General features: G+C 63.6%; 15 protein-coding genes. 6 read left to right on the top strand and 9 right to left on the bottom strand.

The window, feature by feature from the left end; all coding sequences use genetic code 11:
• Positions 1–797 precede the first annotated feature (797 nt).
• The gene (locus tag BGI01S_RS09980) at positions 798–1,268 is read left to right on the top strand and encodes a hypothetical protein (RefSeq protein WP_042324858.1); all 471 of its coding nucleotides are present in this window, start codon (positions 798–800) and stop codon (positions 1,266–1,268) included.
• A gap of 45 nt (positions 1,269–1,313) precedes the next feature.
• On the opposite strand, the gene BGI01S_RS09975 is transcribed toward BGI01S_RS09980, so the two are convergent.
• The 7 genes from BGI01S_RS09975 to BGI01S_RS09945 all read right to left on the bottom strand — a co-directional run bounded on the left by BGI01S_RS09975 (position 1,314) and on the right by BGI01S_RS09945 (position 6,820).
• Positions 1,314–2,180, bottom strand: a complete 867-nt coding sequence (locus tag BGI01S_RS09975; RefSeq protein ID WP_042324856.1) for a helix-turn-helix domain-containing protein — start codon at positions 2,178–2,180, stop codon at positions 1,314–1,316.
• A gap of 129 nt (positions 2,181–2,309) precedes the next feature.
• Positions 2,310–2,861, bottom strand: a complete 552-nt coding sequence (locus tag BGI01S_RS09970) for a carboxymuconolactone decarboxylase family protein (protein ID WP_042324854.1) — start codon at positions 2,859–2,861, stop codon at positions 2,310–2,312.
• Positions 2,862–3,040: 179 nt separating this feature from the next.
• Complete coding sequence (locus tag BGI01S_RS29495) at positions 3,041–3,262, bottom strand: hypothetical protein (protein WP_042324852.1); 222 nt, start codon at positions 3,260–3,262, stop codon at positions 3,041–3,043.
• A gap of 176 nt (positions 3,263–3,438) precedes the next feature.
• The gene (locus tag BGI01S_RS09960) at positions 3,439–4,662 is read right to left on the bottom strand and encodes a porin (RefSeq protein ID WP_042324850.1); all 1,224 of its coding nucleotides are present in this window, start codon (positions 4,660–4,662) and stop codon (positions 3,439–3,441) included.
• An 80-nt stretch (positions 4,663–4,742) separates the two neighbouring features.
• Positions 4,743–5,285 carry a hypothetical protein gene (locus BGI01S_RS09955; protein WP_042324848.1) on the bottom strand — a complete coding sequence of 181 codons (543 nt, stop codon included), beginning with the start codon at positions 5,283–5,285 and terminating at the stop codon, positions 4,743–4,745.
• Positions 5,286–5,615: 330 nt separating this feature from the next.
• Positions 5,616–5,975 (bottom strand): protocatechuate 3,4-dioxygenase, encoded by a 360-nt coding sequence (locus BGI01S_RS09950; protein WP_042324846.1) that lies wholly within the window; start codon positions 5,973–5,975, stop codon positions 5,616–5,618.
• Positions 5,972–6,820: a gallate dioxygenase gene (locus BGI01S_RS09945; RefSeq protein ID WP_042324845.1), complete on the bottom strand. Its 849-nt coding sequence runs from the start codon at positions 6,818–6,820 to the stop codon at positions 5,972–5,974. Before BGI01S_RS09945 ends, BGI01S_RS09950 begins: the two co-directional genes overlap by 4 nt.
• A 386-nt stretch (positions 6,821–7,206) precedes the next feature.
• Between BGI01S_RS09945 and BGI01S_RS09940 the strand changes: the two genes are divergently transcribed.
• Together BGI01S_RS09940 and BGI01S_RS09935 are read left to right on the top strand one after the other, a co-directional pair.
• Complete coding sequence (locus BGI01S_RS09940; RefSeq protein ID WP_042324842.1) at positions 7,207–7,908, top strand: GntR family transcriptional regulator; 702 nt, start codon at positions 7,207–7,209, stop codon at positions 7,906–7,908.
• Entirely contained in the window at positions 7,905–9,212 is a 1,308-nt protein-coding gene (locus BGI01S_RS09935; protein WP_174447396.1) for a LysR family transcriptional regulator, read from the top strand. Before BGI01S_RS09940 ends, BGI01S_RS09935 begins: the two co-directional genes overlap by 4 nt.
• Before the next feature lie 31 nt (positions 9,213–9,243).
• On the opposite strand, the gene BGI01S_RS09930 is transcribed toward BGI01S_RS09935, so the two are convergent.
• Complete coding sequence (locus tag BGI01S_RS09930) at positions 9,244–10,227, bottom strand: NAD(P)-dependent oxidoreductase (protein ID WP_232624415.1); 984 nt, start codon at positions 10,225–10,227, stop codon at positions 9,244–9,246.
• A gap of 223 nt (positions 10,228–10,450) precedes the next feature.
• Here BGI01S_RS09930 and BGI01S_RS09925 point away from each other — a divergent pair, with 223 nt between their 5' ends.
• The gene (locus BGI01S_RS09925; protein ID WP_042324841.1) at positions 10,451–11,119 is read left to right on the top strand and encodes an O-methyltransferase; all 669 of its coding nucleotides are present in this window, start codon (positions 10,451–10,453) and stop codon (positions 11,117–11,119) included.
• Between the two features lie 211 nt (positions 11,120–11,330).
• Positions 11,331–11,933: a putative pterin-binding protein gene (locus tag BGI01S_RS09920; protein ID WP_042324840.1), complete on the top strand. Its 603-nt coding sequence runs from the start codon at positions 11,331–11,333 to the stop codon at positions 11,931–11,933.
• On the opposite strand, the gene BGI01S_RS09915 is transcribed toward BGI01S_RS09920, so the two are convergent.
• Positions 11,872–14,061, bottom strand: a complete 2,190-nt coding sequence (locus BGI01S_RS09915; RefSeq protein WP_042324839.1) for a tetratricopeptide repeat protein — start codon at positions 14,059–14,061, stop codon at positions 11,872–11,874. The genes BGI01S_RS09920 and BGI01S_RS09915 overlap by 62 nt on opposite strands.
• 189 nt (positions 14,062–14,250) lie before the next feature.
• Between BGI01S_RS09915 and BGI01S_RS09910 the strand changes: the two genes are divergently transcribed.
• Entirely contained in the window at positions 14,251–14,652 is a 402-nt protein-coding gene (locus BGI01S_RS09910) for a DUF2946 domain-containing protein (protein WP_042324837.1), read from the top strand.
• Positions 14,653–14,695 lie beyond the last annotated feature (43 nt).

Below are 14,695 nucleotides of genomic sequence, written 5' to 3'. Positions count from 1 at the left end.
TTTCCCATTTGTGTTGCTGCGCTGTCGCTGATCCACCACCGAAACCCCGGGTCGATGCTGGCCACCGAGACCGCGGGCCCGGAGGTCATTTTCAGCGGACTCGCGTTGATCTTTTTGCGAGTCGCAAAAAAACGTAAAGCTAGCGCGTGAGACAGAAGCACTTCCTGAGCACACGGGGCAGCCGTGCAAATCAACAGGCGCTGAATGTCCGTTACTGAATGCGGCCAACGCCCGCATCCTCGCGGACACTGCGACGAACATTCGCAATCATCGGCATGCGAGCGGCAGGAAAGAGATCTGTAGCGGCCTCACCGACGCTGTTACATCAATGGCCCATGGGGCCGGACGGTGGCCGAGCGCAAAATAAACTGGCAGCTTCGGGCGGACGAACTTCCAATTTTTTGCCCTAGATTCGGACGGACTCAGCGCGACGTCCAATCGCCTGCGTCTTCTATGCGACCAGCAATGAAGGCGATGCAATCTCACCATTCAATTACTTCTTAGCACTACTCATCCCATAAAAAACGCACACCGACTCTGCTCTATAATCATCAAGCCATCGGAAAACACCCGCCGGCCAGGTTTGGAAGCCTGCGATCGTAACCGCACACCCGCCCAGGCGGGTTGTGCGTCTACTGCTGCACGTCTATATATTTCACAATGGGCGGGCTGTGGTGGGAGAGCCGAGAGGCTCGCCGGTTCGTTACGATCCCGGTCTTCCAATCCCCCACGTGCCCGCTCACCCAAATACCCAACCAAGTGTCGGGCGATCCAAACAATCCCAGGGAGATCGCACCATGAGCAAAGCCACCAAACAACCCGCATCCCGCCCACCGGTCGATGCTCTCCAGCACGAAAAGCTCGCCCTCTCCGCCTTCGACCTATGCGACCGCCAGCTAAGCAACCTCGAAACGCTGATCACACTCACCGCGTCGATCTGTAGGAATCCTGCGATCACGAATGATGAACGTCATCGACAGCGGGCCTTGCTCGAATTACTGGTCGAAACAGGCGAGCAGTATCAACAGGAGCTCGCATGCGACCGCGAGCTTTTCCAGGTGATCGCACTCGATGCAAAGGGCGTCGCGCACAGCCGGATCACCGCGACCCAGGCCACCCGCCTGCTGGCGGAAGCGGCAAACATCGCGGAGAAAGACCCGCAAAGCCCACCGGTCGCCAAGACCACCCCGCGCAAACGCGTGGCCGCGAAAAGCGCAACGATCGTGAGAACGGCCACCACGCGCCGCCCCGCGCCCGTGCGGCACTAACCCGGCTCATCAGAGGCGCCTGACGGAACCGGTCGACGCAGCGCCTCACTCCTGCTGCGGAAGCGCATCGAGCATCGCCAGATGCCGCGCTTCCGTTTCATCATCGGCGGGAAACATGCACTCGATGCGCAGTTCCTGCGCGGCAACGCTTTGCGGCGTGCCGACACTCGCCACCATTGAAAAATACTTCAGCACATGGCCGTCCTTGACGAAGCCAATAGGAATCACCGGCAACGCCGGAGAAGCAGAGGCGCCAGCCGAATCAGCACCGCCCAACCCACCCGCAATTTCACATTCCGCCACATCGGGATACGCGCGTAACGCCGCAAGCAACTCGCGCGTCGAATCATCGACCACTCGTCCCACCGCTTCCCGATAAACCCGCTGAATGAGACTATCTGCAACACTTTTCCAACCCGCGACGAACGGGCGCATCCCCTCGGGATCGAACATCAAATGCAGCATGTTGCGCGGTCCCCTGCGCGCGGCCATATCGACGAAGCAATTGAAAAAGCGCGGCGCGGACTCATTGGTCATCAACACGTTCCAGTAGCGGTCCATGACCAGCGCGGGAAACGGCTCGTGTTGCCGCAACATTCGCGCGAGCGCTTTCGTGACGCTCTGCATTTCCTGCGCGTTCCACGCGGCGTCGGCGTACATCGGCGCATAGCCGGCGGCCAGCAGCAGCGTGTTGCGTTCGCGCAGAGGAACGTCGAGCGTCTGCGCGATATCCATCAACATCTGCCGGCTCGGCACGCTGCGTCCGCTTTCGATAAAGCTGATATGTCGCTGCGAGACGCCCGCATTGAACGACAGGTCCAGCTGGCTTACACCGCGCATGTCTCGCCAGTGGCGCAGCAATGCGCCGAGATCGTTCGGCGGCGTTTTCTTGACCGGGTTCGCAGGGTTCATCGCTCTCTTATCCGCACGTCTGAATTCACTGGGAGTGTCGTGATCGGCAGGCGACGCACGATCAACGGATTGTGCGGATCAGCATACTCCCTGCCCGCCGACAGGAACTCTTAGAGAAAGCACAAAGCCTCAGTTGCCGTTCCAGACGTGCGCGTGGAATTGCGTCTCCAAAGGCGGCTGCGTGATGTTGCCGACGTAATTCGTCATCGTCGACGCCGCCGCGACGGCAATCACCTCAAGCACCTGATCGCGACGGAAGCCTGCTTCGAGAAACGCGCTCACGTCCCGCTCGTCGAGATGGCCGCGTTTCTCTATCGCCGTTTTCGTCAACCGGGAGAGCGCGGCATGTTGATAATCCGCAGGCGAACGTCCCGCGCGGATCGCCTCGACATCGGCGGGGGCAAGTCCTTCGTTCAGCGCCAAAGCGGTGTGAAATGCGACAGCCCATGCGCACGCATTGGTGACCGCGTTCGTCAGCAACAGGGTCTGGATTTGCGCTTCATTGAAGGTGCCGGCATGAACCTTCCTGAACAGATCGAAGAAGGCCGCGATCAGAACCGGGGATTCGGCCATCGCCCCCGCAACGTTGGGAACGAAGCCGAAGGTTTGCTGAATCTGGCGCAACACGGGTTGGGAGTGCTCCGGTGCGGAGTCGATGGTATGAACCTGAAACGTCGACATGATGTGTCCTCGATGGTGAGCGCGGCCCGGAATGAACCGCGCGACCCTCGAAGATTAGGTGCGGGTGAGCTACCCGCCAATTACCTCGGATGTAATCGATTCAGCTCAAGAAAGCGAGCACCGCATCACACCAGGAGAGCGCGGGCTGTGAACCGGCGCTGCGATACCCGAAGGCACGGCTACGGATACGAACGCCAGTGCGCCGGCTGATCCCGGTCCTGCAAGTGCCGCTCCCGTGCGACATGCACGATGTAGTCCTGCGCAAGCGCCCAGTCTGCAGCTTCTTTCTGCGTGGCGGTCTGTTTGACTTCTTTGTGCTCGACGATCACCACGTGATGCAAAGTGGGCGTGTTTTTGTCTGTCGACCGTGGCCGGTGTTCAACATAAGCGTGTTTTTTCACAATGCGTCCTCATTCGGATTGATGGAATCGACTGCCAATGCCCGATCGATAATACGGCTCGCATCGACTCATTCCTCTCGGACGTATCTCTATCCACCCTCGACTTTTCTGGTCACAACCACGAAAAAAAACCGGGCTCCAAAGAACCCGGCTTTCTCCATTACAGACCCTTCAACTCAGAAGCGGTGAATAATCCCCACCCCCACCGCAAACTGGCTGCCCGAAGAAGACGGCGCGGTGTTGTAACCGTCGCCCAGCGTCGCCGTCGCGTCGATGATCTGCCCGGCGCCATTCGTGCCCAGCGTCTTGCCCTTCGCCTTCTGATAAGCCTGCAGTGCGTAGAGCCCGGTCCGCTTGGACAGCGAGTAGTACTCGGACAGGTTGAACTGATGGTACTGCGCGTTATCGTCGATCGCGTTCGCGCGCGTTGCACGGGTGTAGCTATAGCCGAGACCGAAATCCCATGCAACGGCCGGCTTCCAGTGGAGCACCGCGCCACCCGTGTTGAAGATCGCCGTGTCGTGGAACTTCGACCCCGTGCCCGGAATGTACTGCACGTTCGAATAGGTCGCCGTGACGTCCCATGCGCTATTGAACGTGTAGCCGCCGCCCACCGCAAAGCGCTGCTGCGCCTGCGCGGTCTGGTAGCCGTTCGTCAACGCGGACACGCCGATCTGCGCGCCGCCGTTGGTCGTGGTCGAATCCGCGCCCCACGCGCCGCCGCCGAGCGTCGAGTTGTTGATCCGCGAGAAGCCGACCGCGAGGCCGATCGGACCGACTGCGTACTGCGCGCCAGTCGTCCACGTCGAACCGCGGTTGAAGCTGCCCGCCACGCCGCCGAGCGAATACGAACCGCTCACCGTCAGACCGAAAATCTTCGGCGACGTGTACTCGAGCGTGTTGTTCGAACGGTAAATCGTATCGAGACCGTCGATATCGCCAGGGTGAGCGCCGTAGTAACCGGTGATCCAGGTGGTCGGGCTATACGGCGACAGCATCTGGTAATACGACGCGTACTGGCGGCCCGCCGTCAACGTACCGTACGCCGGATTGGTCACGCCGACCCATGCCTGGCGGCCGAACATCGCGTTGGCGTACTGCTGCGCGCCGGTCGTCGAATTGAAACCGGACTCGAGCTGGAAGATCGCCTTCGTGCCGCCGCCCAGGTCCTCTCCGCCCTTCAGGCCGAAGCGGCTGCCGGCCCACACGCCGGGCGTCATCTTGGTCGCCGATTTGCCGCCGCTGGTGACGCCGAGCGCCGACGCCTGGTTATTGGTGTAAGACAGGCCGTTATCGACGATGCCGTACAAGGTCACGCTGCTTTGAGCGAAGGCCGGCACTGCGGCCGCCATCGCCGCGCCAAACAGCACGGCGTCGACTCGTCGGATACTCTTCATCATTCTTCTGATCTCCAGGTTTTACGTCTCGTTGAAATACTTTTTTATCGGCGTGGCGCGTGAGGTTTATCGAACCCACTGCGTTAGTGCCGTTGAGGTTGCAGCAGTCGCTTGACGGTCAAAGCCAGCGGCACGGTGAAAAAGATGTGCGACATGAACCCGCCGATAATCACCGCCGGGTCGTAGTAGTTCGGATGGTTATCCGACGCGATCATGATCGCCACATGCATCACGATCCACGCGAGCACCGCATAGAACAGCGCCACCAGCGTCGCTTCATAACCGCGTCGGCGAAAGTAAGGCCACACGGCCGCAAACAGCACGCCCCACGCCGCCGCGAACACGAAGTGAATCCCCGTGCCCACCACATACGCCCAGATCCCGAGCGACTCCTGCACATGCTTGCCGAACACGAGTCCCGTCGCGTTACGCGGAATGCCCGCCAGCGGCATCAGATGCTGCGCCCCGACCCACACGAGCGCCTCGTAAATCCAGATCACCACCGCGCCGACCAATCCGCCGATCACGCCGGCGCGCAACGTCGCCTTGCAGCCGGGCGAATCGAAATCGGTAGACCTCAATCCCTTTCCAAGGTCCGCCCTGCTCACGCCGAAATTGCCACTCATGTCCGCTCTCCTCGAAACACGCTTTACAACACGTCCCACACGGATGTCGTGCGCGGCAGCCGCAACGGGCCACGCGGCTTCGCGTAACGTCGCCGCGCACGGGTTCAGGTTTCAGACTTCAGAAGCGGGTCAGGCTGCGCGGCGCGCCGCTTGAGAGCGGCGTTGCGGCACACGACGCGCGTCGATCGACGGCGCGCGATGAACTGGATTGGCGAAGATCATGCGTGTCTCCAAGGAAATATTTTCCCGCCCCGGATTTCTGTCGAATCCGGGGTCTTCTAGTTTTGAAGAAGTGAACGCTTGCCGGGCGGGCCGGCAGCATCGGGCGCGTTAGACCGCGTCCGGCACCTTGCGCGTCTTCAGAAACGCTTCGAGTGTTTCGCCGCGCATGCTTGCGTACATGCCGAGGTTCGTGATCTTCACCACGCGCGCGAATTTTTCCAGCACGAAGAAACAGACGCCGTAGCGAATCAGGCCGATCCAGTCGACGTTGTCGACCAGCGTGCGCTCTTCGGGCGTGAGCTTCGCCGCGTCATACGCGGCACTACGGTCTTCGAGCCACAGGTTGCGGGCCGGCGCTTCACGCATCTGCCAGAAGAAGCGGTTCAGGCGCATCGCCTTGATGCTCTGGCGGATATCGAACGGATAGGTGCCGATCAGTTCTTCGACGCCGATCAGTTGCGGGTTCATTGCGTCACCTCGTCTTCATAGATCGTCACGGCCATCGCGGTGCTGGTCGCCAGATAGTAATTGCGGTGCAGTTCGCGGACCTTCGGACCGAGCGCGCCGCGCATCGCCAGCCACATGATCGTCTCGACGCTTTCAGCGCCGCCGAGGCGCACGTAATCGACATGCTTCATCGCCGCGAGACGCTGCGGATCGTTGACGATCAGGTCGAGGAATTCCATGTCCCACTCGGTGTTGTTGAAGCCGCTGCGCTCGCCGTGCACCTGGTGCGAGAGGCCGCCTGTGCCGACCACCACCACGTCGAGATCCTGATCGAACGATTCGATCGCGCGTCGCAGCGCCTGACCGAGCCGGTAGCAGCGGTTCGCGGTGGGCAGCGGGTATTGCAGCACGTTGACTTCGAGCGGCACCAGCGACATCGGCCAGCCCTGGTCGTCATGCGGCAGCATCAGCGAGAGCGGCGAGTTGCAGCCATGGTCGAGCGGACGGTCCTGAAAGATCGTCAGGTCGAATTCGTCGGCGACCATCTGCTCGGCGATGTGAATCGCCAGATCGGGATGCCCCGCGATGTCCGGCAACGGACGCTTGCCCGCGCCTTCGTCCGCGAATTCGTGATTCGCCGACACGCCCAGCGCAAACGTCGGATAGCAGTCGAAGAAGAAGCTGTTGGCGTGATCGTTGTAGAACATCACCATCACGTCGGGCTTGCGTTCCGCGAGCCATTTCGCCACCGGCTCATAGCCTTTGAAGAGCGGCGCCCACGCGGGCTCGTTCTGCTTGCCCTTGTCGTACGCCAATCCGATAGTGGGCACATGCGATGTGCCGATGCCGCCAATGATCCTTGCCATATTCGTTTCTTCCGTTGCTTTGCCGCGTGCCAATCGGATAGGTCGGCGCGACCGGTGAAGTAGCCAGCGCGACCATCTTGGGATACAAAGATAGGAATTGTGCCGTCTGACAGAAAGTGCGGGTAAACCTCACCCGGCCATAGGGGAATGGGCCAAAACGGCGCCGGGCTTCATGTCGCGGCGGACGCGGCGACGCCGCAAGCCATGTGGCATAGGGCTTCGTCGGTATCCCGAGCCGGCTTGGCCGGTCGCGATAGCGGCCCTCACCCGCTCACTGCCGATAAACAGAACAGATGACCCTGAAAAGAAGTCGCAAGCCGTTTCGGAGGCGTGGTGCGGCGCTCCCCGCGTGGCTATACTTCGGTGCTTCAAACCAGTAGACAACGATGAACGAGACGACCCAGCAGGCGATTGTCCAGACGTTACGCGAGAAGATCCTGGCCGGCGAGTTATCGCCCGGTCAGCGCCTCGTGGAAGCGCAACTCGCGCAATGGCTCGGCGTGTCGCGCACGCCGCTGCGCTATGCGCTGAGCGTGCTGTCGGCGGAAGGGCTGCTCGACCGCTCGGGCACGCGCGGCTACGTGGTGCGCCGCTTCAGCGTGCGGGACGTGCTCGACGCGATCGACGTGCGCGGCGTGCTCGAAGGACTCGCGGCCCGCGCGGTCGCCGAGAAAGGCGTCGGCGCCCCGCTCGCGACCGCGCTCGAGGACTGCCTGCGCGAAGGCGACGAGCTGTTCGAGCAGCGTCATCTGAAACCGGGCGACGACGTGCGCTATGCGCAGATGAACGGCCGCTTCCATGCGCTGATCGTGGACGCGGCGCAGAACATGGCGGTGGCCGCCGCGCTTCGTTTGAACGACAAGGTGCCGTTCGTGTCGCCCTTCACGATCGCCTTCGACGAAGCCGCGCGTGAGCATCAATTCATGATGCTGATGTACGCGCATCGCCAGCATCATGCGATCGTGGACGCATTGAAGCAAGGCGAAGGCGCGCGCGTCGATGCATTGATGAAAGAGCACACGCACATCTCGAAGGAAAGCCTGAACCTGTCGCTGCCTTCGTTGCATCTGATCGCGGGCGCGGCATGACGGACGACAACCTTTCGACGGTCGGCCACGCGGCGCCGGTCAAGACGTCGCCCTCGGTGAATAGCAAGGACCTGCTCAACCTCGCGCAACTGCGCGCGTTCCGGCTCGTCGCCGAAATGGGCAGCGCCACGCGCGCGGCGGCCGCGCTGTTTCGCGCGCAATCGGCGGTCACGCGTTCGGTGCAGGAACTGGAGTCGGCGCTCGGTGAGCCGCTCTTCGATCGCGGCCCTTCGGGCATGCTGCCGACGCCTGTCGGCCGCGCGGTGCTGCATCGTTGCGAGCGGATTTTCGCGGAACTGGAAGAACTCGCGCAATGGTGCGCCGCGCGTCAGGCGCGTCGGCGGCCTGCTGCGGAAGGGGCATTGCCGGCTTATCTGCTGAACACGCGGCGGCTGCAACTGTTCGCGGCGCTTGCGCGGCATCGGCACATGCCGAGCGCGGCGAAGACGTTCGGCATCAGTCAGCCGGCGGTTAGCACTGCGATTCGCGTGCTGGAAAGCGGCTCGGGTTTGAGCCTGTTTCATCGCAGCCCGCGCGGCATCCTGCTCACCGCCGAAGGCGAAACGTTCCTGCTGCACGTGCGCCGCGCGTTGAACGAATTGCGGCACGTCCCCGACGATATCGCCGCATTGCACGGCAAGATTCAGGGCTCGGTGACCGTCGGCGCGTTGCCGCTAGGGCGCACGCTGATCCTGCCCAAAGCGATCGCGAAGATGACCTCGCAGCATCCGGGCGTGCGCGTCGTGACCGACGAAAGCTCGTACGAGACGCTGGTCGCGGGTCTGCGCGCGGGCGACATCGACTTCATTCTCGGCGCGCTGCGCGACAACGACGCGTCGAGCGGCCTGAAGAACGAGCGCCTGATGTCGGAAAACATGGTGGTGCTGGTGCGCCGCGATCATCCGCTGGCGCGCGAGCAAGGGCTGAGCATCATGGGCCTGCGTGAGTTGCAGTGGGTGCTGCCGCGTAGCAATTCGCCAGCGCGCGGGCTGTTCGAGGCGCAGTTCAAGCGCATGAAAGTGAAGCCGCCTCTGCCCACGGTCGAGACCGCCGACCTCGCGGTGATACGCGGCCTGCTGCTCGGCACCGACATGGCGGCCGCGTTGTCCGCGCAGCAGTTGCATCACGAGGTACAGTCCGGGCAACTGGTGGTGCTCGACGTGCAGCTTCACAACACGCGGCGCGACATCGGCCTGACCGTGCGCGCGGCGGGCACGCCGTCGCCGGCCGCGCGCGCGTTGATCGATGCGATCCGGCTGTCGGTGGTCGACGTGACGCGCACGATCAGCATCGGCGCGAACTAGCCGCTGTTTCCAGGGCCTGCAACGGCGTTCGTCACTTCGAGTCCGGCAGGCGGTCGAAGAACGCGCGCCAGTCGAAGGGCGTCGACAGCGTGCCGTAGTCGATGCCGGCCGCCTGCATCGCATCGACGATGCTGTCCTGAAGACGCGCGGACGCGTCGCTCATGAACGGTGTGATGCCGGCCTCCTGCAGCGTCTGCGAGACCTCGCGCATTTCCGCCGCGCGCCGGCGACCGTGCTCGGCCACGCGGCTGACCAGGTAGCCGGGCACGTCGGCGGCGTCGCGCATCTTGCCGAACGTTTCCGTGAGCGAGGCCAGCACGATCGACTCCGCATCGTAATGCCGCGCGGCGCGCAGACATTCCACCGTCAACGCTTCGATGCCCTTGATCATTACGCTGCGGCACATTTTCGCCGCCGACGCCACGCCCACTTTCTCCGACACCGCTCGCGCATCGAAGCCCAACGCGTTGAGCAACGGCGCGAGCAGCACGGCGTCGGCGCCGCCCAGCAACATGGGCACGGCGAGGCCATACGGCGGCACCGGCGCCATCACCGCTGCTTCGACGTAGCGCGCGCCCGCGCCCTCGATGCATGCCTGCGCATGTTGCTTGGTCTGCGGCGAGACCGAGTTGATGTCGAGGCAGACCTGTCCCGCTTCGATGCAGCCCGCGAGCGCTTGCGCCACGTCCAGATCGGCTTCGGCGGTCACTGCCGAGACGACGAGCTGCGCGCCGTCGAGCACACTGCGCAACGTCCCGGCAACGCGCACGCCCGCCGCTTGCGCCTTGTCGCGAAGCTGATCGCGCCGCAGATCGAACATCGCCACCCGCACCCCTTTCGCGGCGAGCGCCGCGCCGAGTATCCCGCCGGCCTCCCCGAAGCCGACAAATGCCACGGCGTCGATGCGTGTCAGCCCGCTCATCGCCGTGCTTCCCGTGCGTGAGAAGCCGCGGCGGTTGTGCTGCTCGCGCTGGTCGCGCGGATTGCTCTGTTCAGGCGCCGCCGGTTCGCGCATCGTGTCGCGTTGGCTGTCATCGCTCCTCCTCCCGTTTGTTTGCGTGCGAACCACTATTGTAGGATTCGCGAGTGTTCGGGGAACGCTTAAAGCAGCGCGCAATGCCATCGCATCTGTTTATCGCTCGAAGCTCGCGAACTTGCGCTGCGCGCAACGATGCGGCCCGCACTTTTCTGCTACAACATACAGGCCTTCCGTACTGACACATGACCGAGGTAAGACGATGAATCAGGAACAGTGGAACGCGATGGACGACTTTCTGGCAAGCCGGCTGCTGTCCCCGGACACCGCGCTCGATGCCGCGCTGGACGCGAGCGCCGCAGCCGGTCTGCCGTCGATCAACGTGGCGCCGAACCAGGGCAAGCTGCTGCATCTGCTCGCGAAGCTGCGCGGCGCGCGCCGCATTCTCGAAGTGGGCACGCTGGGCGGCTACAGCACGATCTGGCTTGCCCGGGCACTGCCGGCGAACGGCCGGCTCATCTCGCTCGAAGCGAATCCCGACAACGCCGAGGTGGCGCGCGCCAACATCGAGCGGGCGGGTTTGTCGGGCGTCGTGTCGGTCGTGATCGGCGCGGCCGCGCAGACGCTCGACAAGTTCGTCACGGACGGCGTCGAGCCGTTCGACATGATCTTTCTCGACGCCGACAAGAAGAGCTATCCCGACTATCTGCGCCTGTCGCTGCAATTGAGCCAGCCCGGCACGCTGATCGTCGGCGACAACGTGATTCGCGGCGGCCGCATCGCCGATGCGGCGAGCACCGACCCCGACGTGATCGGTCTACACGAATTTTTCCGGCAGCTCGCGACGAATCCACGGCTCGACTCGACCGCCATTCAAACCGTCGGCTCGAAAGGATGGGACGGCTTTTCGATGACGCTTGTGTCGGCATAGCACGCGCGAAGCGGGCGCGAGTTCGTCATCAACCTGCGAAGAAGCGCCAGCGCGTTGAGACAGATCCGCGCGACGGCATACGCGACGAAGATAACGAACGCTCGCCGCGTATACAGCGTGGCCGTTGCACAAACAGCGGCAATGCTCCGACAATAAGGAACGCGCCGCCGCGGCCAGCGACGCCGCCCCGCCATGACCGGAGAAAACGCGAATGAACAAACGCCAATTCCTGACCCGCGCGGCGGCAGTGAGCGCAACGGCGACCGCCACGCGCGCGTTCGGCGCCGCGCACGGGCACGCGACGAGTTGCCCGCCATCGCCAGTGGTCCTGACGATCTCCGGCGCAATCGAGCGGCACAACCGCGGCGCGCTCGATCCGGCTTTCGACCAGTTACTGGCCAAACATCAGGTGAAGTTCTTCGAAGCGTATGGTCTCGATCTGTCGTCGCTCGCCGGCATGAAAGCGGTGACGATCAGTCCCACCATCGAATACGACTCGCGTCAGCATGTATTCAGCGGCCCATTGCTGACCGACGTGCTCGAACACGTCGGTGCGCCACGCGCGGGCAGCACGCAAATCCTGATGCACGCGATCGACGGCTACGCGGTCATGACGACGCTCGACACCGTGCGCGCGTATCGCTTCATCGTCGCCATGCAGATGGACGGCAAGCCGCTGCCGCTCGGCGGCGTCGGCCCGCTATGGGCGATCTACGACGCGGACAATATTCCCGCGCTGTCGGCTAAGCCGCTCAAGGAACGCTTCGAACTGTCTCCGTGGGGTCTTTATCATCTGCAGGCGAGTGCAGTGTAGCGGCGCCGAAGCGCTCGATGCACGCCTGCCTGACCCGCCCGATCGACGCCGCCCACACTTCACCCGGCGCGCGGCGAAACAGCCGCAGCGTGTGCGGATACCACGGCGAATCGTCTCGCTCGTGCAGCCAGCGCCAGTCGATATCTTTTTCCGGCAGCATCACCCAGCACGGTTTACCCAGCGAAGCGGCCAGATGCGCGATGGACGTATCCACGCAAATCACCCCATCGAGTTGCGCGACGATCGCGGCGCTGTCCGCGAAATCCGTCACGTGCGTACCGAGATCGAGCAACGGCTGACCGGCGGGTGGATCGCGCGCCTCGTCCTCGCCCTGCCCTTTCTGCAGACTCACGAAGCTCAGGCCGGGCACGCTCCAGAGCGGCGCGAGCGTCGTCAGCGAAGGGATCGACCGGTGCGCGTCGTTGTGGTGCTTCGCATTGCCCTTCCAGACCAGACCGATCTTGCGGCCAGGCGGCAACGCGTCCAGCTTAGGCCGCCATTGTTCGACGAGCGCCGGCTCGACCGTCAGTTGCACCGGGCGCGGAATCGTCGCGATGGTCGTGCGCAGATACAACGGGGCGCTCAGCAGACTCGTCCAGCAATCGTAGTTCGACGCGCGCGCCGTCGCGGCGGCATGATCGAACACGGCATCGACACCGTCGACGCAAGCCATCAGCCGATGCAGCGCCGGCACACACGCGAACGCGATATGCGCGGCCCCTTGCGCTTTGAGCAACGTGAAATAGCGGCTGAACTGAAGCATGTCGCCAAGGCCGTCTTCCTGCCACACGAGCAGCGACTTGCCGGCGAGCGAGTCGCCCGCCCACTGCGGACACGCGAGCAACGCGCGAGTCTTGTGATGCACGAAGGAAGGCTGCTCGTAGCGGCTCTCGTACAGCAGCCAGCCTTCTTCGAAGCGGCCCATGCCGAGCAGCAACACGGCCAGGCCGAAACGGGCGTCGCCGTAGTCAGCGCGTAAAGCGAGCGCCTCGCGATAGGCGCATTCGGCTTCGGGCAAGCGCCCCATGTGCATCAACGCGCCGCCGAGATTCGAATGGGCTTCGGCCAGTTCAGGGCACACGTCGAGCGCAGCGCGAAACGCGTCGATGGCTTCGGGGTAGCGATCGAGCAAGCGCAGCACGCAGCCGAGGTTGTTGTGCGCATGTGCGATGCCGGGCTGCCAGCGAATTGCATCACGGTAAGCCTGTTCCGCGTCGGCGAAACGCTCCTGTTTGAACAGCGCGATGCCGAGGTTATAGTGGGCCTCGGCATAGTCGGGGCGGCACGCCAGCGCGGCACGATAAGCCGCCTCTGCTTCTGGCAAACGCGCGAGGTCGACCAGCACCGCACCGAGATTCAGATGCGCCTCCGCGTAATCGGGCCTCAGAGTCAGCGCGAGGCGGCAGGCCAACTCCGCTTCCATCAACCGGTGCGCGGCCCTCAGCACACCGGCGAGATTGTTGAGAGCCTCCGGGTATTGCGGCCGGATAGTGAGGGCCTGACGATACGCGGCGTCGGCTTCGTCGAGGCGGCCCAGTTCCACCAGCACGGTGCCGAGGTTGTTATGCAACTCGGCGTGCTCGCGCAATGCCGGCAGCGCCTGGCGATAAGCCGCTTCGGCCTCGTGCGGGCGACGCAGATCGCGCAGCACGATGCCGTGGTTATAGTAGGCCTCCGCATAGTCGGGGCGCAGCAAGAGCGCGTGGCGATACGAAGCCTCCGCCGCCTCCTTGTAGCCGAGTGCGTACAGCACGCTGCCGAGATGATGATGCGCGTCGGCCTGATGCGGCCGCAGCGAGACCAGTTGCCGGTACATCGCCTTCGCGGCGGACAGACGGCCGAGCGATTTGAACAGCCCGCCGAGACTCGCATACACCTCGGCATACGCGGGCTTCACGTGCAGACACTCACGCCAATGACGCTCGGCATCGGCAACGTTGTGCAACATGAGGCAGCACGCACCGGCGATATTCAACGCATCGGCGCGCGTGTCGGCCGGCAGCGTCGTGTCGTCCAGTAACGGCGTCACCATCGACAACGCTTCGGCGAACTGTCCGGCCGAACATAATGCAACGGCCTGCTGGTTGAGATCGGCGGTCGGAGAGGCGGGCGTCTGCGTGGGCGTCATGAGTCGTGGCAAAGGAAAAGCGGCGCTGTCGCGGCGTTGCGTGCACTCCGCAGCTTAAAAGATTCAGCGCCAATCCAGCGCCGCGAAATGAACGCCTTTTAGCCGTCTATTCCGCTGCTATAAGCGGCATCACGCGAGAAAGGATTGCAAGGCAATGTTAGAATCGCCCCGCTCTCATCTCCGTTCATCATGACGCTACGATCCCGCAACCGCACGACCGCCTGGCTTGGCCTGTTCGCCATGTGGCTCGTCGTGTTCGCGCCGCTCGTGAGTCAGATGCTGACGTCGAGCCGCGCGCACGAGCCCATTGCCGCGCTCTGTTCGGCGTTGCAGCCAGCCGGTGCGAGCGACGCGAGCCTCATCGCCCACACCGCTCCGGAGCCGGTGCATCTGAGCCACGACGACGCCTTCGGCGCGTGCGGCTACTGTCATCTGCTCGAACATCACGTCGCGATGCCGACGGTCGCCGCCGTCGAGCCGTCGGGCGCCCTCGCGTTGGCCGGCACCGCGCCGCCCACGCTTTCCACCCGCTTCACGCCGCTCGGCGCGTTCCCTTCGGGACGCCCTAGGGCCCCGCCCGTCGTTTCCTGATCACTGCCGGTCCTGATCGCGCATTCGTCGCGCCCGTCGAGGG

Origin of the sequence: Paraburkholderia ginsengisoli NBRC 100965, from assembly GCF_000739735.1 — a bacterium.
Classification (GTDB): Bacteria; Pseudomonadota; Gammaproteobacteria; order Burkholderiales; family Burkholderiaceae; genus Paraburkholderia; species Paraburkholderia ginsengisoli.
This window is presented reverse-complemented; position numbering and strand designations above follow the sequence as displayed.